This is a genomic window from Bradyrhizobium sp. 142, assembly GCF_023074015.1.
Lineage (GTDB): Bacteria > Pseudomonadota > Alphaproteobacteria > Rhizobiales > Xanthobacteraceae > Bradyrhizobium.
The window spans coordinates 1-22,864 of sequence record NZ_JADPKQ010000370.1; the positions used below are offsets into that span (position 1 = coordinate 1).

General features: G+C 59.7%; 24 protein-coding genes. 16 read left to right on the forward strand and 8 right to left on the reverse strand.

The features are described 5' to 3' along the window. On the forward strand, positions 1 to 204 hold a 204-nt coding region (locus IVA82_RS33875), incomplete at its 5' end, for an integrase core domain-containing protein (RefSeq protein ID WP_247493420.1). A gap of 89 nt (positions 205 to 293) precedes the next feature. Here the strand turns inward: IVA82_RS33875 and IVA82_RS33880 are convergent. From IVA82_RS33880 to IVA82_RS33900, 5 genes are all read right to left on the reverse strand, one after another. Continuing rightward, complete coding sequence (locus IVA82_RS33880; protein ID WP_247387008.1) at positions 294 to 1,085, reverse strand: SDR family oxidoreductase; 792 nt, start codon at positions 1,083 to 1,085, stop codon at positions 294 to 296. Between the two features lie 255 nt (positions 1,086 to 1,340). Further along, complete coding sequence (locus IVA82_RS33885) at positions 1,341 to 2,060, reverse strand: SGNH/GDSL hydrolase family protein (RefSeq protein ID WP_247387009.1); 720 nt, start codon at positions 2,058 to 2,060, stop codon at positions 1,341 to 1,343. A gap of 147 nt (positions 2,061 to 2,207) precedes the next feature. Beyond that, on the reverse strand, positions 2,208 to 3,518 hold the full coding sequence (locus tag IVA82_RS33890) for an extracellular solute-binding protein (RefSeq protein WP_247493724.1): 1,311 nt from the start codon (positions 3,516 to 3,518) through the stop codon (positions 2,208 to 2,210). Positions 3,519 to 3,548: 30 nt separating this feature from the next. Continuing rightward, complete coding sequence (locus tag IVA82_RS33895; RefSeq protein ID WP_247387011.1) at positions 3,549 to 4,382, reverse strand: carbohydrate ABC transporter permease; 834 nt, start codon at positions 4,380 to 4,382, stop codon at positions 3,549 to 3,551. Between the two features lie 219 nt (positions 4,383 to 4,601). Continuing rightward, the gene (locus tag IVA82_RS33900; RefSeq protein WP_247493725.1) at positions 4,602 to 5,282 is read right to left on the reverse strand and encodes a sugar ABC transporter permease; all 681 of its coding nucleotides are present in this window, start codon (positions 5,280 to 5,282) and stop codon (positions 4,602 to 4,604) included. Positions 5,283 to 5,440: 158 nt separating this feature from the next. Here IVA82_RS33900 and IVA82_RS33905 point away from each other — a divergent pair, with 158 nt between their 5' ends. From IVA82_RS33905 to IVA82_RS33955, 11 genes are all read left to right on the forward strand, one after another. Continuing rightward, the gene (locus tag IVA82_RS33905; RefSeq protein ID WP_247387013.1) at positions 5,441 to 6,259 is read left to right on the forward strand and encodes an IclR family transcriptional regulator; all 819 of its coding nucleotides are present in this window, start codon (positions 5,441 to 5,443) and stop codon (positions 6,257 to 6,259) included. Then, positions 6,252 to 7,028, forward strand: a complete 777-nt coding sequence (locus IVA82_RS33910) for an SDR family NAD(P)-dependent oxidoreductase (protein WP_247387014.1) — start codon at positions 6,252 to 6,254, stop codon at positions 7,026 to 7,028. Before IVA82_RS33905 ends, IVA82_RS33910 begins: the two co-directional genes overlap by 8 nt. Positions 7,029 to 7,135: 107 nt before the next feature. Next, on the forward strand, positions 7,136 to 7,852 hold the full coding sequence (locus IVA82_RS33915; RefSeq protein WP_247387015.1) for an SDR family oxidoreductase: 717 nt from the start codon (positions 7,136 to 7,138) through the stop codon (positions 7,850 to 7,852). Next, on the forward strand, positions 7,845 to 8,918 hold the full coding sequence (locus IVA82_RS33920; RefSeq protein WP_247387016.1) for a Gfo/Idh/MocA family oxidoreductase: 1,074 nt from the start codon (positions 7,845 to 7,847) through the stop codon (positions 8,916 to 8,918). Before IVA82_RS33915 ends, IVA82_RS33920 begins: the two co-directional genes overlap by 8 nt. Further along, entirely contained in the window at positions 8,918 to 9,925 is a 1,008-nt protein-coding gene (locus IVA82_RS33925) for a Gfo/Idh/MocA family oxidoreductase (RefSeq protein WP_247387017.1), read from the forward strand. The genes IVA82_RS33920 and IVA82_RS33925 overlap by 1 nt, the downstream gene beginning before the upstream one ends. Beyond that, entirely contained in the window at positions 9,922 to 10,686 is a 765-nt protein-coding gene (locus IVA82_RS33930; protein WP_247387018.1) for a hypothetical protein, read from the forward strand. The genes IVA82_RS33925 and IVA82_RS33930 overlap by 4 nt, the downstream gene beginning before the upstream one ends. A gap of 5 nt (positions 10,687 to 10,691) precedes the next feature. Then, on the forward strand, positions 10,692 to 11,363 hold the full coding sequence (locus IVA82_RS33935; RefSeq protein WP_247387019.1) for a DUF4286 family protein: 672 nt from the start codon (positions 10,692 to 10,694) through the stop codon (positions 11,361 to 11,363). 26 nt (positions 11,364 to 11,389) lie between these two features. Beyond that, a complete protein-coding gene (locus IVA82_RS33940) occupies positions 11,390 to 12,229 on the forward strand; it encodes a fumarylacetoacetate hydrolase family protein (protein WP_247387020.1) in 840 nt (279 codons plus the stop codon). A 40-nt stretch (positions 12,230 to 12,269) separates the two neighbouring features. Then, on the forward strand, positions 12,270 to 13,325 hold the full coding sequence (gene ugpC, locus IVA82_RS33945) for a sn-glycerol-3-phosphate ABC transporter ATP-binding protein UgpC (RefSeq protein ID WP_247387021.1): 1,056 nt from the start codon (positions 12,270 to 12,272) through the stop codon (positions 13,323 to 13,325). Between the two features lie 425 nt (positions 13,326 to 13,750). Next, a complete protein-coding gene (locus IVA82_RS33950) occupies positions 13,751 to 14,203 on the forward strand; it encodes a MaoC family dehydratase (protein WP_247387022.1) in 453 nt (150 codons plus the stop codon). Then, on the forward strand, positions 14,200 to 15,096 hold the full coding sequence (locus IVA82_RS33955) for a CoA ester lyase (protein ID WP_247387023.1): 897 nt from the start codon (positions 14,200 to 14,202) through the stop codon (positions 15,094 to 15,096). Before IVA82_RS33950 ends, IVA82_RS33955 begins: the two co-directional genes overlap by 4 nt. Before the next feature lie 400 nt (positions 15,097 to 15,496). On the opposite strand, the gene IVA82_RS33960 is transcribed toward IVA82_RS33955, so the two are convergent. Together IVA82_RS33960 and IVA82_RS33965 are read right to left on the reverse strand one after the other, a co-directional pair. After that, on the reverse strand, positions 15,497 to 16,714 hold the full coding sequence (locus tag IVA82_RS33960; RefSeq protein ID WP_247387024.1) for an ABC transporter substrate-binding protein: 1,218 nt from the start codon (positions 16,712 to 16,714) through the stop codon (positions 15,497 to 15,499). Between the two features lie 47 nt (positions 16,715 to 16,761). Continuing rightward, entirely contained in the window at positions 16,762 to 18,042 is a 1,281-nt protein-coding gene (locus IVA82_RS33965) for a hydroxymethylglutaryl-CoA reductase, degradative (protein WP_247387025.1), read from the reverse strand. Positions 18,043 to 18,129: 87 nt separating this feature from the next. On the opposite strand from IVA82_RS33965, the gene IVA82_RS33970 reads away from it, so the two are divergent. Continuing rightward, positions 18,130 to 19,545, forward strand: a complete 1,416-nt coding sequence (locus IVA82_RS33970) for a PLP-dependent aminotransferase family protein (RefSeq protein ID WP_247387026.1) — start codon at positions 18,130 to 18,132, stop codon at positions 19,543 to 19,545. Positions 19,546 to 19,630: 85 nt separating this feature from the next. On the opposite strand, the gene IVA82_RS33975 is transcribed toward IVA82_RS33970, so the two are convergent. Then, complete coding sequence (locus IVA82_RS33975) at positions 19,631 to 20,284, reverse strand: TetR/AcrR family transcriptional regulator (RefSeq protein ID WP_247387027.1); 654 nt, start codon at positions 20,282 to 20,284, stop codon at positions 19,631 to 19,633. Positions 20,285 to 20,364: 80 nt separating this feature from the next. Between IVA82_RS33975 and IVA82_RS33980 the strand changes: the two genes are divergently transcribed. The 3 genes from IVA82_RS33980 (at position 20,365) to IVA82_RS33990 (ending at position 22,625) form a co-directional block, all read left to right on the forward strand. Further along, complete coding sequence (locus tag IVA82_RS33980) at positions 20,365 to 21,249, forward strand: SDR family oxidoreductase (RefSeq protein WP_247387028.1); 885 nt, start codon at positions 20,365 to 20,367, stop codon at positions 21,247 to 21,249. A gap of 73 nt (positions 21,250 to 21,322) precedes the next feature. Next, positions 21,323 to 21,601, forward strand: a complete 279-nt coding sequence (locus tag IVA82_RS33985; protein ID WP_247387029.1) for an alpha/beta hydrolase — start codon at positions 21,323 to 21,325, stop codon at positions 21,599 to 21,601. Further along, on the forward strand, positions 21,585 to 22,625 hold the full coding sequence (locus IVA82_RS33990; protein WP_247387030.1) for an NADP-dependent oxidoreductase: 1,041 nt from the start codon (positions 21,585 to 21,587) through the stop codon (positions 22,623 to 22,625). The genes IVA82_RS33985 and IVA82_RS33990 overlap by 17 nt, the downstream gene beginning before the upstream one ends. Positions 22,626 to 22,864: the final 239 nt, after the last annotated feature.

The window sequence follows — 22,864 nt, forward strand, 5'->3', positions numbered from 1 at the left end:
GACAACGTCTTCGTCGAGCGGCTATGGCGCAGCGTTAAATACGAGGAGGTCTATCTGCGAGCCTACGAAACCGTCGGCGAGGCGCGACATTCGATCGGCCGGTATCTCGACTTCTACAACGCACGAAGGCCCCATTCGAGCCTTGACGACATGACCCCGGATCAAGCCTACTTCAACCTTCCGCCGCTCCGCGTGGCGGCCTAATCTCGGCAGAGGCTCCACTTATCGACGCGGAAAGTCTGTTCAGACAAGCGGGACCAGCTCTGAACCCACTACAACCTCTGTCAAGCCCCCTAGTGCTTTGAACTCGGGCGTCCAGGTATGTGGTTAAGAATCGACTTGGTAAAACCACCGTCGACACATAGGTCTTGACCTGTAACGTAACTCGACAGCGGGCTGATCATGAACTCAATTGTATTGGCGATATCTTTCGGATCGGCGATCCGGGAAAGAGGGATCAGGGCCTCTCTCGCCTTCTTGATCACGGGATCTGCGTACATCTTCGCGGACATTGGAGTATGTGTCATGCCTGGAGAAACGACGTTGACGCGTATTCCGTCTGGCGCCCACTCCAGGGCGAGCGTTTGTGCAAGCATCGTGAGTGCGGCTTTGGTCGGGCTATACGCGCCCGACCCCTCGTGCGGCACTTGCCCCGACATCGAAGACGTGAAGCAGGCTGCGCCACGACTCTCTTTCAGATGCGGGTAGGAACTTTTGGCGAGCAGCCAAGCGCCCCGAAGGTTGATGGCGAACATCTTGTCCCATTCGGCAACCGACAGATCACAGATTTTCCCTGGGCTCGCTACGCCGGCATTGCAAACAAGAGCGTCGAGGCCTCCGAACGCCGCCATGGCCCCATCTACAAGCTTGGCGGCCACGTCGTCGTCGCTGAGGTCTCCGGACAAAGCAATAGCCTCGCCCCCCATCTCGCGCACCGAACGGGCAACTTGTTCCTGTGGATCAGATTCCTCTCGACCACAGACGGCGATATTCGGACGCTCGCCCCTCGACAATGCGGCTTCGGCTATCCGCAGGCAGGCCGCCGCTCCGATCCCGCGGCTTCCCCCACTCACCAAGACTCTCATCGATTGCTTCTCCTGTTGAAATTAGCTCTCGTCGCCGCGAAGCCCACTCGCTCCCTAGGCGTCTGACGTTAGGTGCAGTGCCAAAATCGCCTCGTAGCGATCTCTCTCGACATCCTCGTCCTGCCGCTCAGATAGTGACGCCCAGCGGCCACGGAGCGAACTCGGCCGATCCGGTGTTTCCGTCGGAGCCGTAGCTCATTGTGCCAAGCATGTATTCGCTGACGCGAACGCCGGTGCGACCTAAGAGACGGTATCTCACGGTAATGGCTCTTGCATTAAGAGTTGATATTTGCCGGCTATCCAGGTCGCGACGGCCGTTCCGAACGTCCGGTGTGTATGCACCGTCCAGTGAACGCCATCGATACCGTCGGTACTTATGATGTCGTTGGCGTCGAGGAAGTCCGCGCTGAGCTCTGTGGCAATCGCTCGGTAGAGATCGGGCAGTGCTGCGGTGAGCTGTGATCCGCACGCAAACATCTCTCCGAGGCGGCCGTTGACGACCGAGGACGCAATGGCCGGGGGACTGATGACGAGTACGCTTGGCGCCGTGTAGCCCACAATTGATTGGAATGACTTAACGGTGGATACCAAGCGTCTCATGCCCGCGGCGATATCGTGGGCGTCGCGTTCGAAGCGCGTCTTGGCATCGTTGGTGCCAAGCATGAGGATAACCAGATCCAAGGGCTGATGAGAAGCTAGCGCTGTTGGAAGATGCTGCAGGCCGCTATAGGTCACGCCGCCTTGGACGGGTTCTCCAAGATCCTCCAAATCGGTCGTGCGGCCGGGCAGGCCTTCCTCGATTACTTCTGCGGAAATGAGACAAGATTGCATCACCCGTGGCCAGCGATCTTCAGGGGCTAGGCGAAAGCTTGGCGGGACAGCAACCGACGCTGTGCCGAAGGTGTTTGAGTCACCAAATGCCATAATTCGAAAAAGACGACAATCCGGTGGATATGCGTCTGGCGTCTTTTCCATATACCCTTCCCATTGCTTGCAATGACGCCGGTAGCCCATGTTTGACAGCGACGTCACGGTGGTCGGTTTACAAGGCGCTGAGCGGTAGGAATGTGCCGTTCGGGCGCACGTCGCGTCCCAATCGGGGACGCGACGCACTGCGGCGTATCAGGCCTTGGCGAGAGCTTCGGCGTAACGGGTCTTGATTTCCGTAACCACACTTTCCGGAGTGCCGCTGCGCAGGATCATGCGCTGGAAGGCCTCTCCGGCAATCTGGTTGAAAGTTGATTGAATCACGGAATAGGTGACGACACGTCCGCGCTGCTGCACGAGTTGCTTCCAGCCCTGCTGATCGGCAGCCTCGGGCGACACGAAGTAGGCATCATCGTAGGCGCTTGCCCGGGCAACGACTTCACCGCCGCGCGCGGCAATCATTTGCGCGGCCGGGCTGGTCATGTATTTGACGAATTCCCAGGCGGCGTCCTTGCGCGGCGAATTTGCATTGATGCTGAGCTGGAAACCGTAAACGGCGTGCTTGTCGGCCGGGCTCATCGACGGCGCTGCCGCCCATGCCAGATCGTTGTCGGCAACCTGGCGCTCCAGGCCCTTGTAGCGATAGAGGCCGAACGAGGCCGATGCTACGGTGCCGGCGCGCAACCCGTCCTGCAATTCGTTGTAGCCGAACTGTAGCGTGACGGGCGTTGACGCCTTGTACTTGCCGAAAAGGTCGCGAACCGTCGTGGCGGCAAGCAATAGACGTTCATCTGAGAAGCCGATGTTGCGGCCGTCGGGCGCAAAAAATGGATCTGTATTGCCGGCGACGATTGAACTCAATATGAATTCGACGAAGGCCTGGGCACCTCCGATGCCCCCGGTGAGGCCGATCGGGATGGCGTAGCCAATGGTGTTGTTCTTGGTGAGCCGGGCGCCGAGAGCACCGACCTCGTCATAGGTACGCGGCGGTGTCGTCACCTGAGCATCGGCGAAGCGGCTCTTGCGATAGATCAGGATCGGAATCCGGTAATCCTGCTGCAGTCCTAACAGTCTGCCGTTGACCTTGGTCTGCTCTAGTGGAATCAGCCAGTCGTTGGCATCGATCTTGTCGCGGACGACGAGCTCATCGAGCGGCAGGATGGAACCAGTCGCGGCAAACTCTGCCAGCTGGAAGTTCGAGACGCGGATGACGTCGGGCGAACCCGATTTGGTGCGCGCGGCGCGAATGCCATTGGCGCCGGCCGGATCCACGACGACTTTGATCTTAATGCTCGGGTTTGCCTTCTCAAAAGCTTCGATCATACGACTCTGCGCGGCCGAGCGCGGATCGTTCGCATTGGCGGGATCGAGGAAGCTATTGTAGCTGACTTCGGTGGCGGATTGCGCAGATGATTGCCGAAGCCCAAGCGTCGTTGCGGCCCCTGCGGTGGCAAGGCCGGCGACGACCGAACGGCGAGACAGCTTCAAATGTTTTTTGTCAGACATGTTCTCCTCCCAATTGCACTAATTGTGAAACTAACCTTTGACAGCACCGGCTGTCAGACCGGCGATGAACCAGCGCTGCGCGACGATAAAGAGTGCAACCATCGGGATCGACGAGATGATTGCGAACGCCATGACATACGACCAGGTGACGCCAATGCTGTCGAAGACCTGGTTCACCAGCGCAACCTGAAGTGTACGGCGGGCGACGTCGGGCGCGAAAGCAGCAACCGTGATGTAGTCATTCCATGTTGTGATGATGCCGAGCACTGCGGTCGCCGCGATGCCTGGCTTGATCAGCGGCAATATGACCTGCGCAAAAGTCTGCCAGCGCGTGGCGCCGTCGACCTCGGTAGCTTCGTCGAGCTCGATCGGCACCGCGTCCACAAAGTTCTGCATGAACCAGATCGTCTGGGGCACAAGTCGCGCGGCCTGGAGAACGATGATTGCGATAGGATTGTTTAGAAGCCCGATTGCGTCGAGGACGAAATATGTCGGTATCAGTAGCGCGACGCCGGGAATCATCGACGTTGCCAATATGAGAAGCATGACCGCGCGCTTGGCCGGGAACGTCAGCCTTGATGCGGCATAGCCGGCTGGCACTGAAACGGCCAGCGTCAGCGCGATCGACGCGGTTGCGTAGAAGACGGAGTTGAAAAGCTCGATCACAAAATTCTGCTGCCGGAAGACGGCCACATAGCTGGCAAGTGTCGCAGGTGACGGCAGCAAGGAGGGAGGGAATGTGATGACGTTCGCTTCGGTCTTGAGCGACGTCACCAGCGCCCATGCCATGGGACCGACAACGACCGCGACCAGAATGCCGATCGTCAAGGGCGAGAGCAGGCGTTCGGCCGGTGTTTTGCGCATAGTGAACCTATCCTGAAACGCGGCCTGTCAGCCGCGTATAGACGAGGCCGAGCAGTAGATTGACGATGAGGACGATGATCGAGATCACCGCCGATGGAGAGACGTCGACCGACCTGAAGGCGGTGACGAAAACCTCGAAGCTCCACGTGCCCGTCGCGCCGAGCGGCCCGCCCCCCGTCAGAACGAGAATGAGCGTAACGAGCGTGAGATACAGGATGCTCAGGGCCAGCGCGGTGCTGCCGAGCGTAGCATTGACATGAGGCAGACCACGTGACGCAGGCGCGACCAGAATCCACCGCCATCGATATCGAGGGCCTCATAGAGTTCGCCCGGAATGCTTTGCAGGGCGGCGCTCATCATCACCATGACGTAAGGAAACGACCACCAAGCCGTCACCACGATCAGCAACAATAGTGCGATGCCTGGATCGCCAAGCATCAAGCCGGGCGTCAGTCCAACGGATTTCATCGCGTAGCTAATCGGGCCGTAAGATGGATTCAGCAGCCATAGCCAAAAGCAGCCGACGACCGCCATGGATAGCGTCCAAGGCAGCAGCAGCACTGCCCGAAAAGACGAGGCGCCGCGCTTCATCGTTTGCAACGCAAGGGCGCAGAGCAGCCCGACCGGCAACACGATGGCGAGCGACCCCGTCACATAGACGAGGGAATTGAAGGTGAGATCCCAAAATGCGCTGGAGGTCAGCACGGCAGTGTAGTTGCCCAGGCCAGCCCAGCCGGTGACATCGTAGAAACGCGTGTGGCTGAGACTGAGCCACAACACCAAGGCTGTCGGATAGAGAGTTACAGCCAGTAGCAGGACCAGCGCAGGGCCGAACCAAATGATCGGCGTGGCCCAATCACGGCCGATCGACCTTGTATCAGCCTTGGTCGATGGTCCCATGTTTCCTCCTATTGTTGGAACGACGTTCTATTTTCTTCCAATCGTCGTGTCAATAGAACCGAGTTCCGCGGACATCAGAGGGGTTTTTGCCCCAAAATCCGACGCTTGACAACAAGATGGCATTTTGCGAATAGAACGATGTTCTATAGGATATGAGAATGGCTCTGGGTGACTTCGTCGATCGGGTGATGGACATCATCGAGCTCCTTGCGGACGAGCCGAATGGTTTGCCGCTGAGCGAGATCGCGCGTCGCCTGGATATGCCAAAAAGTGCTGCGCATCGGCTGCTTTCGTCCTTGGTCAATCGCCGCTTTGCGGTGCAGGACGATGCCAGTCAGCGCTATCGGCTGACCGTCAAGCTTGCTGCAGTTGGTTTTCGCGTGCTTTCGGGGGCCGGCACCTCTGACATCTGCCAACCGTCCTTGGACAGGCTGGCCATTCGGACGGGCGAGCTCGTCCGTCTCGCGCTCGCCGAAGGCGATACGCTGTACTGGATTGCCAAATCGCAAGGCGCCCTGTCCGGCCTGAGATATGACGCCGATCTCGGACAGGCTGTCGTGTTGCATGCCACCGCGACCGGCAAGGCCTGGCTGTCCACGATGAACGATGAAGCCGCAGCCAGCCTCGTCAAGAGGCGTGGATATGTGGTCCCAGTACGTTTCGGCAAACCCCTTGTTCGCGATGAGGCGACCCTGATCAATGAGCTCGCCGCAACCCGCGCCCGTGGTTATGGCATGGCGATAGAAGAAGGCGAGCCCGGTACTTGCGCCATGGCGCAGGCAATTCTCGGCCGTGATGGGATTGCGGTTGGCACCGTCAGCATCGCCGGTCCAGCCTCGCGCTTCACGCCGGAGCGCATGAAAGATGTGGCGCCGGATCTCGCAGCGACGGTCAGCGAGATCGCAGACCTTTGGCCAGCGCGTCGCGTGATGGATTTTGTCTCCAGCCGTGCGCTCAAGAGGACCTCGAATGCCTGAATCGCGCGCCATTCAGATCGATCCGAGCATCAACGGTCGAATCGCCGTTGTCACGGGAGGCGCCAAAGGTATCGGCGAGGGCATTTCGCGGGTGCTTTCTGCGGCCGGCGCGCATGTTGTAGTCGCCGACCGCGACGAGCAGGCCGCCGACAAACTCGCCGCGAGCCTTCGCTCCACCGGAGCCGACGCGACCGCCATCTCATGCGATGTCGGCGATACCGCGGCGGTAACGGCCGCGGTCAGGAAGATCGGAAGCGAGCTTGGTGCGATCGATCTATTGGTGAACAACGCCGGCATCGGCGATTTCGTGTCGTTTCCGGAAATCTCCCGTGAGCGCTGGGATCGCATGCTCAATGTCCACCTCACAGGTGCATACAACTGCTGCCATGCCGTGATGCCGGACATGCTGAAACGCTGCTTTGGCCGCGTCGTTAATGTTTCCTCGGTCGCTGGAAAGCGAGGCGATTTCATCGGAAACGCGCATTACACCGCGGCAAAAGCCGGCTTGATTGGGCTGACAAAGTCCCTTGCGGCCTGGGCTGCTCCTTGCGATGTGCGTGTCAATGCCATTGCGCCCGGGATCGTCGACACGGAGCTGACGCGAGAGATGAGTCAGTCGCATCAAACGACGACCATTTCGCGAATTCCGCTGGGTCGCTTTGCTCGACCGGATGAGATTGCTTCGGTTGTTTTGTTTCTGTTGTCCGATGCATCGAGCTACGTCATCGGCGAAACCATCAACGTCAATGGCGGCTCCTATCTCGATTAGCCAGAAGGATAATCGATAGTGCGTGTACTTGTGACAGGAGTGAGCGAGGGTATCGGCGGCGCCATCTGCCGCCAGATCGCCGGCGTGCCGGATTCCGCAATTGCGATGTGCGTACGTCGAAGCGCGCGGAAGTTGACGCGCTTGCCGCCGAACTCCAGAGTCGCGGATGCAAGATACTTGTGATGGAGGGCGACCTGCGAGATGTGTCGGTGCCTGAGCGCTTCGTGGAGGCGGCCGCTGCGCAGTTCAAGGGGCTCGATGCAATTGTATCGAATGCAGGTGCGGTTGATCCGACTTCCCTTGAATCGATGTCGCTTCAGGTTTGGGATGAGATGTTTGCGCTGACATGCCGCGCAAGCTGGCTACTGGCCAAAGCCGGATTCTCGCATTTGAAGGCTAGCCGAGGCGCCTTTGTCGGCATCTCGTCGCAATCCGGCGTGTATCCGCACCGGCAAACCGGAGCGTATAGCGCCGCCAAGGCGGCGCTCATCATGCTGTGCAAGCAAATGGCGATCGAGTGGGGCGAGCATGGGATCCGGGTCAACAGCGTTTCGCCCGGCATGATCATGACGCCGATGACCCAAGCCATGTACCTCGACGATTCTGTGGCCCAGCAGCGCGAAGCCATCGTGCCGTTGCGGCGGATCGGTACGCCCGAAGACGTGGCGCGGACGGTCTCGTTTCTGATCGATCGAACAAATTACTATATCACGGGCGAAAACATCATGGTCGACGGCGGTCTCACGCTTTCGGTGCTCGACCGGATCCCGGGCGTCGCGCCCCGCAAGGCGGATGCGTCGCCGATGGAGGCCGCCGGTGGTTGATCGCGCAACCGAGACGGCCGTGCGCATCGGTGTCGTAGGAGCGGGCGCGATCGGCCGCCGCCACGTGCAGTACTGCATCGAAGAGCCCGCAACGGTTCTCATTGGCATTGCTGATTCGGCAAAAGAGGCCGCGGCCCTCGCCCACCAGTCTGGCGTAGCTCACTATCGGTCTCTGGAAAACATGCTGGATGCTCAACGCGTCGACGGGATTATCGTCGCGGTTCCGACGCCGCTGCATTGCAAGGTGGCGCTGACTGCAATTCGACGTGGAATCGCCGTGTTGATCGAGAAGCCGATTGCCGAGCACCCGGCCGAAGTGACGGAGTTGATTGCAACAGCCAATTCAACAGGCGCAAAGATTTTGGTTGGGCATCATCGGCGACATAACCCGGTCGTTCAGCAAGCGCGCGAGATTATGAGAAGCGAACTTGGCCGGTTACTGGCGGTGAACGTGTTGTGGGCTGTTTTGAAGCCCCGAAGCTATTTTGAGCCGCGGTGGCGGCGGACTGCTGGTGCTGGGCCCGTCCTGACCAATCTTGTTCATGACGTTGATCTGCTGCGTTTCATGTGCGGGGAGATCGTGAACGTTATGGCGGCTGCCAGTCGGTCAGCGCGTGGGCACGAAGTCGAGGATACCGTTGCGGTCCTGCTGCACTTTGAAAGCGGAGCGCTCGGCACGATCACTGGTTGTGACGCCAGCCCATCGCCTTGGTCCTGGGATGCAAATAGCGGCGAGAACCCTGCGATCCCGGTGAGCCGGGAAAACTCTTACCACTTTCTTGGCAGTGATGGTTCGCTCGAGTTTCCAGACCTGCATCTATGGCGATATCGCGTCGACGGAGAGGCTGGTTGGACGCAGCCGATCAGTCGGGAAGGGCGCGTAGTGATGCCCCAGGATGCCTATCGTTGCCAATTGCGACATTTCTGCCGGGTCATCGACGGATATGAAGAGCCGCTGGTCGACGCAGAGGATGCACGTCGCAGTCTGCAGGTAACGGCTGCAATCCTGAAGTCGGCCGCAACAGGCCAGCCGATCAATCCCTCCGAAATTCGAGAGGCAGCATAATGAGGATTGCGATCGTCGAATCGACACATTGGCACGTGCCGCTGTATCTAGATGCACTCGAGGCCCCGGGCTTGCGCGTGGTCGGCGTCACGGACAGCGCCCAAAAAACTGGCGCAGCTTTGGCGAAGCGATTCGGCTGCGAGGCTTATCGCGATCTGGACGGCCTTCTGGATGCGCAGACGGTCGATTTTGCATTCGTGTTTGGTCGCCATATCGATATGCCGAAACTGGCAGGAAAACTGATTGCGCGCGGCATCGCGTTTGCGATCGAGAAGCCCTGTGGTGTCCGAGCGATCGACGTCGATCGTCTTGTAGCTAGCGCGGAAGCAAAAAAGCTCTATGTCGCCGTACCCCTGATCTTCCGCCTGAGCGATACCCTGGACATCGTCGGACACACGAATACCCGCCCGGATTTCGCCAGCTTCCGCTTCATGGCTGGCCCACCTTCGCGATACGAAGCCGCGGGAACACCGTGGATGCTGCAGCGGGAACTGGCCGGCGGCGGCCCGCTGATCAATCTTGGGATTCATTTCATCGATTTGTTTTCTGTTCTCGCGCAGGACGATATCGAGTCGGTTTCCGCGGTGTCATCGTCGGAAATCAACGGCCATTCCATCGAAGACGTCATCAGCGTGCGAATGGTGACGAAGCAGAACCGCATCTGCACCATCGAATGCGGCTACATCTTCCCGAGCGACAAGACAATTCAGCGGGAGTTTGCCTTCTCGATCAGGTCGCCGGATGCCTATTACACATCCGCCGATGATCAAATCCTTGTCCGATCGAAGTCGGTCGATGGACCGATTGAAACGCGAAGACTTCCTGCACGTCTCGAGACCGATGTCTATTATCCGGCTTTTGTTCGCCGCGTTCTCGAGGAAGTCCGAGCGGGATCGGCGCCTGTCGCCGGGCTCCGCGATGTGTCGCGTGCTCTTAGGGTCGTTGAGGCAGCCTACTTGTCAGCATCACGCCAAGGCATGCCCGTACAATTGAGTACTCTGCCATGAAAGAGTTGGCTGAAGCGCTCGTTACGGCACGACGTTGCGGGCAAGGGCTGACTGCCGGGTTTGCCGAAGTGCCGAGCCCCGAGCAGGGCTATGCCGTTCAGGATCTCGTCCAGGCTCTGCTCTGCAGACCGATTGCCGGGTGGAAGGTCGCCCGGACACCCGAGGGCGAGGTGATCTCCGCCCCAATCCTTGACGATGGCGTGTTCCGATCGGAGGCCAATGTGCCGCTGGAAGTCCGGATGTCACACGGCTTTGAGTGCGAATTGGCGTTCAGAGTGAAGCATCGGCTGCCCGTCGTTTCTCGAACGGAATACGCGATCGACGATGTCCTGCCGGCAATCGGTGAGGCCATGGCGGCATTCGAACTGCTGTCGTGCAGGACCGAGCAGGGATTTCAGTCCCCGCGCCCGTTGCTTGTTGCCGACAATCTCGGAAATGGCGGCGTCGTTCTCGGAGCGTCACGCGACGATTGGCACGGCCTCGAACTTGGGAAAATCGGGGTTTCTCTTAGCATCGGCAGTGAATCAATTATCGAAACGCGCGGCGGAAATCCGATTGGAAATCCGCTGCAAGCAATTGTCCTCCTCGCTAACCATCTCGCGCGGCGTGGGCGCTCTTGGGAGCCGGGTCAGATTGTTATGACCGGCGCCTTCGCCGGTGTTCATCACGCCAACGCCGGACAACGCGTCGAAGCCCGCTTTGAAGGCTTCGCGCCCGTCGCAATGTTTGCCGTAGCAATTCAACACGTAAACCAGGAATGATGCACATGCTGGCCGGTGAGGGAGCGATCGCGATCTGGAATGGAATCTCGGATGAGGGCCGCGCGGATTTCTACGCGTGGCATCTGTCCGAGCACATGCCCGAGAGGGTGGGCATACCCGGCTTCCTGCGGGGACGGCGTTATCGCGCCGCCGACGAGAAGACGCATCCCGAATTCTTCACGTTGTACGAAACGCAAACCTTCGAAGTCACGCAAAGTGTGGACTATTTCAATCGGCTGAACGCGCCGACGTCATGGACGAAGCGCGCCACTGCTCATTTCAAGACAACGTCCCGCTCGCTGGCACGTGTGATCGCGAGCTTCGGAGTCGGCTCGGGCGGCGTGCTTCTCACCTTGCGATTCGACGTTCCTGTTGAGGAAGGCGAGCGAGAGACACTGGCATCAATCGTGATGAAGATCGCGGCGCTTCCAGAGGTTACGGGTGCGCACCTTCTCAAGGGGGATGACGAAGCCTCCGGCACCAAGACTGCCGAGAGCAAGGATCGCAAGGATATCGAGCAACCCGCCCGCTGGGTCATCCTCGTCGAAGCGTGTTCGGTCGAAGCGTTGGCGGGCGCACGTGCCTCGCTGAACGATCATCCCGCCCTGCACGCAGCAAGCGCTGGTCTTTATCTTCATGAATATACCCGGCTGAAGACGGCCTGGGCGGCCGGCTGACGGCTAATTCGAGCAAAGGACGAATAATGAAACTGTTGCGCTATGGTCCGCCGGGGGCCGAAAAGCCGGGCCTGCTGGACGATGCTGAATGTATCCGCGATCTTTCCGGCATCGTTGCGGATCTGTCGGGTGAGCATCTTTCGCGTGAAGGTTTGTCGCGAATCTCAAGCCTGCAGGTGTCGCAACTCGATATCGTTCCGGGGGCGCCGCGCATCGGCCGGCCGGTGGGGCGCGTTGGTCATTTCATCGCTGTCGGCCTGAATTACATTGACCATGCGCATGAGACGAATTCGCCGATTCCGGGCGAGCCAATCCTGTTCAACAAGGCGGTCTCTTCTATCTGCGGGCCGGATGACGGCTTCATGCTGCCAAAGGGCTCGGCGAAGACCGATTGGGAAGTTGAGCTTGCGATCGTGATCGGCGAGGGCGGTTACGAGATTCCTGAGGATCAAGCCTTTAATCATGTTGCCGGTTATTGCGTCTGCCAGGACGTTTCGGAGCGTGCCCACCAGGTCGAGCGCGGTGGGCAATGGATGAAGGGCAAGTCTGCGCCCGGCTTCGGCCCTTTGGGACCGTGGCTCGTGACCAAGGAAGAAATCGCGGACGTTCAGAATCTTGACCTGTTCCTCGACGTTAACGGCGTGCGCGGGAACACCAGGACCATGATATTCGGCGTAAAGATGCTGGTCTCCTATATTTCCCGCTTCATGGCGCTAGAAGCGGGCGATGTCATTACGACGGGCACGCCGCCCGGTGTCGGGCTCGGCATGAAACCACCGATGTTTCTGAAGGCCGGAGACGTCGTTACGCTTGGCGTGTCCGGTCTCGGCAAGCAGACGCAGCGTGTCGCTGCACGGGCGTCGTAACTGCTGTTTGACGCGAAAGAGCGCGGAAAGGGAGAACTCCATGGCGTCGGTTGAAATCAAGGACATCGCGAAGGCGTTCGGTACCGTGAAGGTTATTCATGGCGTCGATGTCGACATCAAGGACGGTGAATTTGTGATTCTCGTTGGCCCGTCAGGTTGTGGCAAGTCGACGCTGTTGCGCATGATCGCAGGGCTGGAGGGCATCACCACCGGTCAAATTCTTATTGGGAACAAGATTGTCAACGACATGCCGCCAAAAGAGCGCGACATTGCGATGGTTTTCCAGAATTACGCGCTTTATCCGCATATGACGGTCGAGGAGAACATGGGTTTCTCGTTAAAGCTTCGCCGCGCCTCGAAGAGCGAGATCCATGCGCGTGTCCAACCGGCGGCCGAAATCCTCGGTCTGACAAAACTGCTGGATCGCTACCCGCGTGAGCTTTCCGGTGGTCAGCGGCAGCGCGTCGCCATGGGCCGCGCGATTGTCCGCGATCCGCAGGTGTTCTTGTTTGATGAACCATTGTCAAATCTCGACGCTAAATTGCGTGTGCAAATGCGCACAGAGATAAAGGAGCTGCATCAGCGGCTCAAGACTACCACCGTCTACGTCACACATGACCAGATCGAGGCTATGACCATGGCTGACAAGATCGTCGTGATGCATGATGGCGTGGTCGAGCAAATGGGCGCGCCGCTTGAACTATACGACAGGCCGCAGAACCTGTTCGTCGCGGGCTTTATCGGTTCTCCGTCTATGAACTTCGTCAAAGGAAGGATCGATGGTGGAAAGCTGATCGATGGCCATGGTGTGGGATGGAGCCTTGCGGGTACGCCCGCGATCGCAAGCGGGCGCGAGGTGACGATCGGCATTCGGCCGGAGCACGTGCGTATCGAGAATGCGGGGCTCAAGGCAAATGTCCATGTGGTGGAGCCGACTGGCTCCGAAACGCAGGTAGTCGTCGAATTGGGAGGGACGTTGCTCACCTGTGTGTTCAGGGAGCGTGTTGCGGCGAAGCCCGGGGAGGAGATCGGCATCGGCTTTGATGCGCAAGCGCTCCACCTTTTTGATTCGGCCAGTGGTCAGCGGCTGAACTGATGGTTATGCCGCGCACGTCTTCGCGAGGGATCATTGCCGATGTGGCACAGGCCTGCGCCGCACAGAGCGGCGTCGATGAATGATCCGCTGCTCGCCTGCGTTCCAACCATCGCAGAGCTCCCGGGCAAAAGCCACCACGTCAATCCGCACCGGCGCGGCCATTCCTGAGATTCTAGCTACGCCGATCGACGCCATTCCGAACTCATTTTGGGCATCCCCATCTGCGCCAGCAATGCGAGCGGATCAAGAGAGCGGTAGGCCTCTCGCAGACTGTGTTTGAATGCCTCATCGAGAGTCGGATGGACCAACGCTCGTTCGTACGCTTGTGAACGATACGCCTAAACGGTAGAAATCGGGCGGGAGACAAGGACGTCCCGGCCGGCTGAAAGCCTCGGGATCCCGGCAAGACACAAAGAGGCAAGCAAATGGCGGGGCTCTACTTCGAGCAATTTTCGGTCGGACAGACCTTTGTCCATGAAATCCGACGCACCGTGACAGATATGGATAACATCCTATTCTCGTCGCTGACCTACAATCCGGCGGCGGTGCATATCGACCATGACTATGCGAAGGGCACCGAGTTTGGAAAGCCCCTGATGAATTCGATATTCACGCTCGGCCTGATCATCGGTCTGTCGGTCCAGGATACGACGCTGGGAACCACCGTCGGCAATCTTGGCATGGAAGACACGCGATTCCCGCGTCCGGTGTTTGCCGGCGACACGCTGCGCGCCGAGACTAAGGTCGTCGCGGTCAGGGAGAGCAAGTCGCGTCCGACGCAGGGCATCGTCACTTTCGAGCATCGCGGCTTCAATCAGCGCGACGAGGAGGTGGTCTACTGCCGCAGGAACGGATTGATGATGCGGAGGCCGGCATGAAACTACGTTCGCTCCTCTTCGTGCCGGCTGACAGCGAACGCAAATTCGCAAAGGCAGGCGGCGTCGGTGCCGATGCGCTGATCCTCGATCTCGAGGACTCCGTTGCGCCCGGCCGTAAGGCCTTTGCCCGTGATGCCGTCAAGGCGTTGCTGGGCGGAGGGACGCGGAATTGGTCGTTTCTGGTCCGCATCAACCCGTTCGGCACGGGGTTGACGCTGCAAGATCTGGCCGCCGTGGTTCGTCCGGGGCTCGACGGCATTTTAATTCCCAAGGTCAACGGCATCGAGGATGTCGATCTGGTCTCGCATTATGTCGACGTGCTGGAGGTCGCGACCGGCGTCGTGCCTGGTCACGTGAAGCTGCTGGTCGTGGCAACCGAGACGCCGGCCGCGATGATCGGCTTCAATGGCTATGCCCGCAAGAACAAGCGCCTCGTGGCGATGACTTGGGGCGGCGAAGATTTGAGCGCGGCGCTAGGGGCGCTGATGCCGCGAGAAGCCGACGGAAGCTGGACCTTTCCCTATCAGGTGGCGCGTGCGCAGTGCCTGTTTGCCGCCGGCGCTGCCAGTGCTGCGGCGCTCGAAACCCTGTACGTCGACTTCAGGGATCAGCAGGGGCTGGCCGAGAGCTGCAAGATCGCGCGACGGGACGGATTTGTCGGCCGAATCGCCATCCACCCTGATCAGGTCGCAACCATTAATGCATGTTTCACGCCGTCGGACGCTGATATCGAACATGCTCGCCAAGTCGTGGCTGCGTTCGCGGCGGATCCAGATGTCGGGACCGTCGGCATCGACGGCAAGATGTACGACATGCCGCATCTGATTGCAGCACGACGAACCTTGGCGTCGATCGGGGAAGGCCTCTCTCATGAACCAGCGGCCAGCGGCTGAACTGGTGTGTGCGGCAGCCGATCTATGCTTCTGCAGGTGATGGCGCAGAGTTATTGCGTTTCGCTCGGCGAGCACGATCCGGAGGCCGCGGCCGTCGCGGTTCCCTTCATTGAGGATCAGGGCAAATTGCACGGCGGGCTGTTGGCTTCAACCATCAGAACGGGCTTCGACGGGCAGGCACAGAGGGCGGCATCAAGTCAGAGGCGCAGACGCTTGCTGGATCGTTGCCAACAAGTGAGGCGTGATAGGGCTTCCTGGGAGCGACCGCGCATCCAAGTTGGTCTCGCCTGGGGCTTGGGCTTGGCGCGGACGTTTTCTAATCGGATGTGAAGGGTTCTGTTATGAGCTTTTCGTTCCTGCTGGCGCGCCTCGGCATGCTGACCCTGCCAAGCCTTGCCCCTTAGTTGTTGACAATTGGGCAGCCGCCCAGCTCGATCGGACGGAAAGCTTCCGCCGCCGGAATTGTCTCGACTAGTTTATAGAAGTCCCAAGGCGCTTTAGATTCGGCCGGCGTCTTCACCTGGAAAAGGTACATGTTGTGGACGTGGCGTCCGTCTTGGCGCACCTTCCCCTCGCCAAACAATGGATCCTTCGACGGCAACTCCTTCATCTTTGCGACGACGGTCTGCGCGTCCGAAGAATCCGCAGCTGCGGCTGCTCGCAGATAATGCAGGGTACCGGCATAGACGCCGGCCTGGATAGCCGTCGGCCGCTTGCCTTTCATCTGCGCGGCAAAGCGATCAGCAAATTGCCGCGTGCCGTCATTAGCGTCCCAATAAAAGCCTTCCGTGAGATACAGGCCTTTTGCGATCGAGAGACCGATGGCATTGACGTCGGTCACTTGCATCAGCAGAGCCGCCAATTCCTGTCCGCCGACCTGCAGACCGAACTCGGAGGCCTGCTTGACCGAATTGATGGTATCGCCGGCGGCATTCGCGAGGGCAACGATCTTCGTCTTGCTGGCCTGCGCCTGCAGCAGGAACGACGAGAAGTCGGATGCGTCGGTCGGATGGCGGACGGAGCCGAGAATCTTGCCGCCTTGGCTCTTCACCACCTCGGATGCGTCGCTTTCGAGCGCGTGACCAAAGGCGTAGTCGGCCGTGATGAAGAACCAAGTGTCCTTCTTGGCGCGCAGCAGAGCCAGCGCCGTGCCGTGCGCCAGGGCCCAGGTGTCGTAGGTCCAGTGCACGGTATTGGGCGAACATTTCCCGCCGGTGAGAAGTGAGGTGCCGGGCCCCGAGGCGATGAACGCCGTTTTGGTGCCGCGGACCACTTCTTGCACCGCCAGCGCGACGGAGGAGAACGGCACGTCGAGGATGGCGTCCACTTTATCGACATCGATCCAGCGGCGCGCCAGCGATGCGCCGATGTCCGCCTTGTTCTGATGGTCGGCCTGCATCAGTCCGATCTTCAGGTCAGGCTTCTCGGCCTTGAAGTCCTCGATCGCGAGTTTGGCCGCGACGACCGAGCCGGGCCCGGCGGAGTCGGCGGCCAAACCGCTGAGATCTGTCAGCACGCCGAGTTTCAGCGTGTTGTTGGCGATCTCGGCCCCCGCCGGACCCGACAGCAGCGCCAATATCGCGGCACCGGCGAGCAGCTCGCTGCTTGATTTGAACATGAAGTCCTCCCTGTTGCTTTTTGCTTTCTATCCATGCTTGACGGCGGTCAGGTCCGGATTTTCGCGAGTTCTGCCTGCGCCACGTCGATGCGGACCGTGCCGCTCTCGACCAGCGCGCGCGCAACCATGTCGATCTCGTTGCCGATCGCGCCGGCCATGATTGCCACGTTCTGAGCGTGAAGCGCCATGTGTCCGGATTGAACTCCAACGGTTGCCAGCGCCTTGAGGGCGGAGAAGTTCTGGGCGAGACCGACGGCGGCGATGATTCGCGCCAGCCTCTCGGCTGTCGTGACGCCGAGGATCTTCAGGCAGGCCTGCGCGGTGGGATGGATCTTGGTCGCGCCGCCAATCAGCCCGACCGCCAGCGGCAATTCGATTGACCCGCTGAGATCGCCATCCTTGTTGATTTCGTAGCGGGTCAGACTGGTGTAACGCCCGCTCCGCGCAGCGAAGGCATGAGCGCCGGCCTCGACCGCGCGGGTATCGTTGCCGGTCGCCAGCACGACGGCGCTGATGCCATTCATAATGCCCTTGTTGTGGGTAGCGGCGCGATACGGATCGGCCTCGGCAAAATGGTAGGCGCTGAGCATGCCGTCGCGAACCGAGGCGCCGCCGATCTCCTCCAGCTTCCAGACCGCATGCGCGCGGGCCAGCCGCCGATCTGCCAGATTCGACAGGATTCGCAGGAACACGCGACCGCCGCTCCAGGCCGCGATCTGCGGTGCAATCTTCTCCGCCATTGTGTTGACGGCGTTGGCGCCCATTGCGTCGCGCGTGTCGACGATCAGATGCGTGATCAGCATGGTGCCGCCGAGCGTATCGAGAACGCGAATCTCGACGTCGCGACAGCCGCCGCCAAGCTTGACCAGCAGTGGATCGCAGCTATCGCAGATGGCCTTGATCTCGTCCCGCTTTTCGAGAAGGCGCAGGCGGGCCGCGTGCGGATCGGGCACATCGACGGCCTGCACTTGCGCGATCATCAGCGTACCCCAGACCGAGGTCGTAAAGCCGGAGTCGTAGGTCTGGCGGCCGGCATTGCAGACCGCGGCGACCACCGAGGATTCTTCGGTCGCCATCGGGACGAGGACATCCTCGCCATCGATCTTCATGTTGGTGGCAATGCCGATCGGCACGTTCATCGTGGCGATGACGTTCTCGATCATCCTGTCGGCGAGTTCGGGCGAAAGATTGCCGGTGTTCGCAAGATGCGCCACGGTAGTCGGATCAAGTTCAGCAAACGAAGCGACCTGGTCGAGGCGTGCATGCGGGGATTTGAGGTGGAATCCACTGATACGCGATGTGCGATTTGCACCGTGCCGAGCCGTCATGTCGCCTCCCTGCGGCCCGTCGGGCCTTTCGGCGGAAACTGTACCCAGACAGCGGTGCCGACAAGGAACGGTTTGCATAATCTGGACGTGACCCGTACCATCCGTTCGATGGGTACAGTTGGGCCAAAAACGCAATCGAACGGCGCGCGATCGCGCGTCGAAACCATTGTCGCGGCCATCGTGGCGCGGCTCGACCGCAACCATCTGCGTCCCGGCGAGCGTCTGCCGTCGATCCGCACCGCGTCCGAGACATTCGCGGCCTCAAAGAACACCATCGTCGAGGCCTATGAGCGGCTGGTGGCGACCGGCCGCGTCGAGAGCCGGCCTGGCTCCGGCTTCTATGTCTCATTGCATCGCCCGAATACAGCCGAGCAGCCGGACGCGGCGAAAATCGAAACGTTCGATCACGTTTGGTTGCTGCGCGAGCAGCTCGAGAAACGCTATGAGGTGCGCGTCGGCGACGGACGGCCGCCCGCAGCCTGGATGGAGGGCTCCGAGGTCGGGCGCTATCTGCGACCGGTCAGCCAGCCGGGCAAGCGTGTGTTGCCGGAGAGCTATGGCAGCCCCTACGGGCTGCTGCCATTGCGCGAGCGCATTGCCGGCATGCTGGCCGAGCGCTCGATCAACGCCGAGCCTTCGCAAGTTCTGCTGACGCAGGGCGCCAACGACGCCCTCGACATCATTGTCCGCCATTTCATCGCTCCGGGCGATCCGGTCCTGGTCGACAGTCCCGGCTATTATCCGCTGTTCGGGAAGTTGCGGCTGGCGCGCGCAGAGCTTGTCGCCGTGCGGCGGAACGCCGACGGTCCGGATCCGGACGATCTCGCCGCCCAGGCAGCGCGCACCGGCGCGCGAGTCTTCTTTACCCAGTCGCTGGCCCACAATCCGACTGGCTGTTCGGTCACACTGCCGATCGCCTATCGTGTGATGCGGATCGCCGCCGAGCACAACATCCGCGTGGTCGATAGCGATCCCTTTGCGGACGTGATGCCGCCGGGCAGTACGCGCCTTGCCGCGCTCGACCAGCTCGAGCGCGTGATCTATGTCGGCACGTTCGCGAAGACGTTGTCGGCAAGCCTACGATCAGGCTTCGTGGCTGCCAATGCTGACACGATCGGCGCATTGGTCGACCTGAAGATGATCACGAGGGGCAATTCCTCGGGCTATGTCGAGCAGATCATCTACGATTTGATCACCAGCGGGCGTTATCGCGGCCATCTCAAGCGGCTGATCCGACGCATCGAGACCGCGGCCGGCGAGGCGTTCGACACTCTGGCGCAACTCGGCCTGCCAGTCTTCGGGCGGCCGCAGGGCGGCTTCTACATGTGGTGTAGCTTGCCGGGCGACACGGACGACAAGGATTTGTCGCGCCGCGCCGCCGAGCAAAGCATCCTGCTGGCGCCCGGATCGACCTTCATCCCCGATTCGCGGCCGTGGCCTGGCATGCGTGTCAACATCGCCTATGTCGGCGACCCGCGCTTCGCCGATTTTATTTCAAGATGAATTCTCAATAGAGAAGTTAAAGTGCAGCAGATACTGCACCAAGATGACATCCCCGCTTCGGAAATACGGTGACGGTCCAGGACTGTCACCGTAATTTCTTCCCAGGCCTTGCGCTGGATGATCTCCGTTTGCTGGACCGTTGAGGTGCCGCAGCGGATGGCACCGATGGCCACGCCAGCATTGCAAGTTCGACAACTCGGCGAAGCTCTCCCGACGTAGCGCCGGCCTGCGGCAAGTTCATCATGGCCTGCAGCACGCCGAGGAAGTGCCATGACAGACCGTCGATGTCGGACGCGGAGGCCAATTCTCCGCTGGCGACCGCATCGCGCAAGATCTTGCTGATGATGGCGCGCTGGCCTGAGACACCCTCCCGCGCGACCGCCTGACTCGCGGGTGGCAGATCGGCCATTTCCATGCAGGATCGAGTGAGCATGCAGCCGGGGGGGCGCGCCGTCTTGCCGTCTCTGGGCAAGAACTCGTGAAAGAGAGATTCAAGCTGCTGGCGCTTCGTACCGGCTTGAACCGCATTCATCCGCTTCAGGACATGTTGGGCGTAAATCGAAAGAACCTCCTGGAATAGGCCGTCCTTGTCTCGAAACCGCTTGTACATGCTCGAGCGTGACAGACCCATCGCCGTCGTCAGTTGATCGATCGACGATGCAGCGTAGCCATGGCGCCAGAAGACCTCCATCGCGGACCTGATCACCGTATTGTCATCGAATTGGGGCTTTCCGCTCATGGACTTCTCGCTTGACATGTTGGAACGATCGTTCCAACTAGTCTTGAACTGATCGTTCCAAGATACCCACAGGATCCTCGATGCTCAAGTCCTCCCGGACCAACGACAGTCGCCCCCGCATCGCCGTTGCCGGCGCGACAGGCCGAGTTGGCTCAGCCCTCCTCGCAAGCCTGGCATCCGAACCTCTTGATTTGGTGGCGCTGACCCGGAATCCAGACGCACAACGCGTGCCCTCCGGTGTTTCTCTTGCGGTGGTAGACTTCGATGTACCGTCTAGTCTCGAGGACGCCTTGCGTCGCGCCGATCGGCTTTTTCTTGCCCACGGCACCTCACCTCGGCAAGTCGACAACGAGATTGCAATGATCGATGCAGCGGTCGGCGCAGGCGTCGGTTACATCGTAAAATTGTCCGCGATGGGTCCGCCCTCTCGGTTGCATCCGATGGACTGGCACATGCAAATCGAGGCGCATCTTGCGACTCTCGACATCGGCTACACGGTTTTGCGTCCATCAACCTTCGTCGATATCCTGGCACGGGCCGGCGCTCAAGTTGCCGATGACTCATGGGGCGGCGCGGCGGGCGATGGACTGGTTAATTTGATCGACACGCGCGACGTTGCAGATGTCGCGCGCGCTGCTCTTCTGGACGACGCACACCCGACTGCTCAGCGCGCCTATCACCTGACCGGGCCACGGGCGGTGAGCATGGCTGAGATCGCTGAAGAAATATCGAGGCTCCTTGGTCGGACGGTCACATATCAGCAGCGGAGCGCCGCGGAGCAACGCGAAAAACTGCTCGCCTCGGGGCTGAATGAATTTGTGGCTGACTTGCTGGTCGGACTGGATCGTCTTTTCCACGATTCGGCGCTCGCTGAAACGACGTCAACGGTTGAAAATTTGACGGGCCGCGCACCGCGGTCTGTCGCGGGCTGGCTGAGCGAAAACATCTCGAAGTTTCAGAAGTAGATCAAAGAGAAGGCGCCAGTTTGGGGGAGGGCCCCAAACGATGTCGCAAGTTCTATGACACGAGTGGTGCTCCATGACTACCAAGCTCGATGTCTTCATTCCGGCGGAGGGCGGCATTTCCCCTCACGGTTGGCCGTTCGCGCCCGATAGGAAGGGGCCTCATCCGGCAATGACGATGGCCCACGGCTTCGGCGGCTCTATCCAGCACGGGCTGGCGCCGTTCGCCGTTGCTCTCGCAGAGGTGGGCTTTGTCGTCCTGCTGCATGATCATCGCGGCTTCGGCCGCAGTGGCGGAGATACACGAAACAAAAACCACGAACAGAAGGAAGACCAATATGGAATTAGCCAATGAAGGTTCGATGCGAGCAGTCGTCATGACGGATTACGGCAAAGAAGATGTTGTGCAACTTCAAAGCATGCCGAAGCCAAAAATGAAAGCCGACGAGGTCCTTATTGAGGTCTATTCGGCAGGCATTAATCCAATTGATGTGAAACTCCGAACAGGAGTGTTTAAGCCCTTTCTAAAATACAAGTTTCCATTGATCCTCGGAGCCGACATCGCCGGGAAAGTATTGGACGTGGGCTCTAAAGTTTCTCGTTTTAAGAAAGGTGACGAAGTCTATTCCAGCTTCAGCGGATCTCAGATGGGAGCATTTGCAGAATTTGTTGTTGCGCGAGAAGGCGATCTCGCGCTCAAGCCCACAAATTCGACATTTGGAGAGGCCGCTTCTTTGCCTACGGTCGGGCTCACCGTCTATCAAGCCCTCACTACCTTTGCACAATTACAGCCGGACCAGAAGATTCTCGTCGAAGCTGGTAGTGGTGGCATCGGGTCATTTGCAATTCAATATGCCAAGGCCCTGGGTGCAGAGGTTGCAACCACAACGAGTACAAAAAATGTGGACTGGGTTCGCGGCCTCGGGGCTGACCACGTTATCGATTATCAAAAGCAAAAATTCGAGGATGTCCTGAGTGGTTACGATGCCGTCCTGCACACCGTAGATGCCGAACCCACAGCTCGGGGTTATTCGGTACTGAAACAAGGCGGACATCTTCTTTCACTTGTCGGCCCGCCGGATTTTGATTTTGCAAAGCGTGCGGGTCTAAACATTTTACTTCGCGGAATCTGCGCTTTGCTTGGAATGAAGATCAACAAGCTCGCAAAGAAAACCGGAACGCACTACACATTCGTCTTTCTCGAGCCTTCAGGAAAGCAACTGGCCGAAATCGCAGATCTCGTTGAAAAAGGAAAAATTAAACCGGTGATCGACCGCGTGTTCCCGATGGATCAAGTCAGAGAGGCTTTTGCCTACGTCGCCCTCGGACGGACCAAGGGTAAGGTGGTTCTAAAAATTCGCGACGAGAATCGAAACTAATAGCCAAAGAGGCGGCGCGTAAAGAAATATTTCAACAGCGAGGATGACGGGAGTACCGACGACGCAGTTCGATTCTTGATGGGCGCAGACCGATAGTTTGCGGCGCCGTTTGGTGGATACAAGCAATCCGGCAACGGACGCGAATGGGGCGAGGTCGCGTTGGGCGAGTTCCTGAAACCAAAGCGATCGTTGGCTCCCGCAACGCGGCCTGACGTGCGTGGTCCGATTTGATACCGGTG

Coding starts and splice junctions, on each gene's coding strand:
- IVA82_RS33880 (WP_247387008.1), bottom strand. CDS start 1,085: ATGAGAGTCTTGGTGAGTGGGGGAAGCCGCGGGATCGGAGCGGCGGCC.
- IVA82_RS33885 (WP_247387009.1), bottom strand. CDS start 2,060: ATGGAAAAGACGCCAGACGCATATCCACCGGATTGTCGTCTTTTTCGA.
- IVA82_RS33890 (WP_247493724.1), bottom strand. CDS start 3,518: ATGTCTGACAAAAAACATTTGAAGCTGTCTCGCCGTTCGGTCGTCGCC.
- IVA82_RS33895 (WP_247387011.1), bottom strand. CDS start 4,382: ATGCGCAAAACACCGGCCGAACGCCTGCTCTCGCCCTTGACGATCGGC.
- IVA82_RS33900 (WP_247493725.1), bottom strand. CDS start 5,282: ATGGGACCATCGACCAAGGCTGATACAAGGTCGATCGGCCGTGATTGG.
- IVA82_RS33905 (WP_247387013.1), top strand. CDS start 5,441: ATGGCTCTGGGTGACTTCGTCGATCGGGTGATGGACATCATCGAGCTC.
- IVA82_RS33910 (WP_247387014.1), top strand. CDS start 6,252: ATGCCTGAATCGCGCGCCATTCAGATCGATCCGAGCATCAACGGTCGA.
- IVA82_RS33925 (WP_247387017.1), top strand. CDS start 8,918: ATGAGGATTGCGATCGTCGAATCGACACATTGGCACGTGCCGCTGTAT.
- IVA82_RS33930 (WP_247387018.1), top strand. CDS start 9,922: ATGAAAGAGTTGGCTGAAGCGCTCGTTACGGCACGACGTTGCGGGCAA.
- IVA82_RS33935 (WP_247387019.1), top strand. CDS start 10,692: ATGCTGGCCGGTGAGGGAGCGATCGCGATCTGGAATGGAATCTCGGAT.
- IVA82_RS33940 (WP_247387020.1), top strand. CDS start 11,390: ATGAAACTGTTGCGCTATGGTCCGCCGGGGGCCGAAAAGCCGGGCCTG.
- ugpC (WP_247387021.1), top strand. CDS start 12,270: ATGGCGTCGGTTGAAATCAAGGACATCGCGAAGGCGTTCGGTACCGTG.
- IVA82_RS33950 (WP_247387022.1), top strand. CDS start 13,751: ATGGCGGGGCTCTACTTCGAGCAATTTTCGGTCGGACAGACCTTTGTC.
- IVA82_RS33955 (WP_247387023.1), top strand. CDS start 14,200: ATGAAACTACGTTCGCTCCTCTTCGTGCCGGCTGACAGCGAACGCAAA.
- IVA82_RS33960 (WP_247387024.1), bottom strand. CDS start 16,714: ATGTTCAAATCAAGCAGCGAGCTGCTCGCCGGTGCCGCGATATTGGCG.
- IVA82_RS33965 (WP_247387025.1), bottom strand. CDS start 18,042: ATGACGGCTCGGCACGGTGCAAATCGCACATCGCGTATCAGTGGATTC.
- IVA82_RS33975 (WP_247387027.1), bottom strand. CDS start 20,284: ATGAGCGGAAAGCCCCAATTCGATGACAATACGGTGATCAGGTCCGCG.
- IVA82_RS33980 (WP_247387028.1), top strand. CDS start 20,365: ATGCTCAAGTCCTCCCGGACCAACGACAGTCGCCCCCGCATCGCCGTT.
- IVA82_RS33985 (WP_247387029.1), top strand. CDS start 21,323: ATGACTACCAAGCTCGATGTCTTCATTCCGGCGGAGGGCGGCATTTCC.
- IVA82_RS33990 (WP_247387030.1), top strand. CDS start 21,585: ATGGAATTAGCCAATGAAGGTTCGATGCGAGCAGTCGTCATGACGGAT.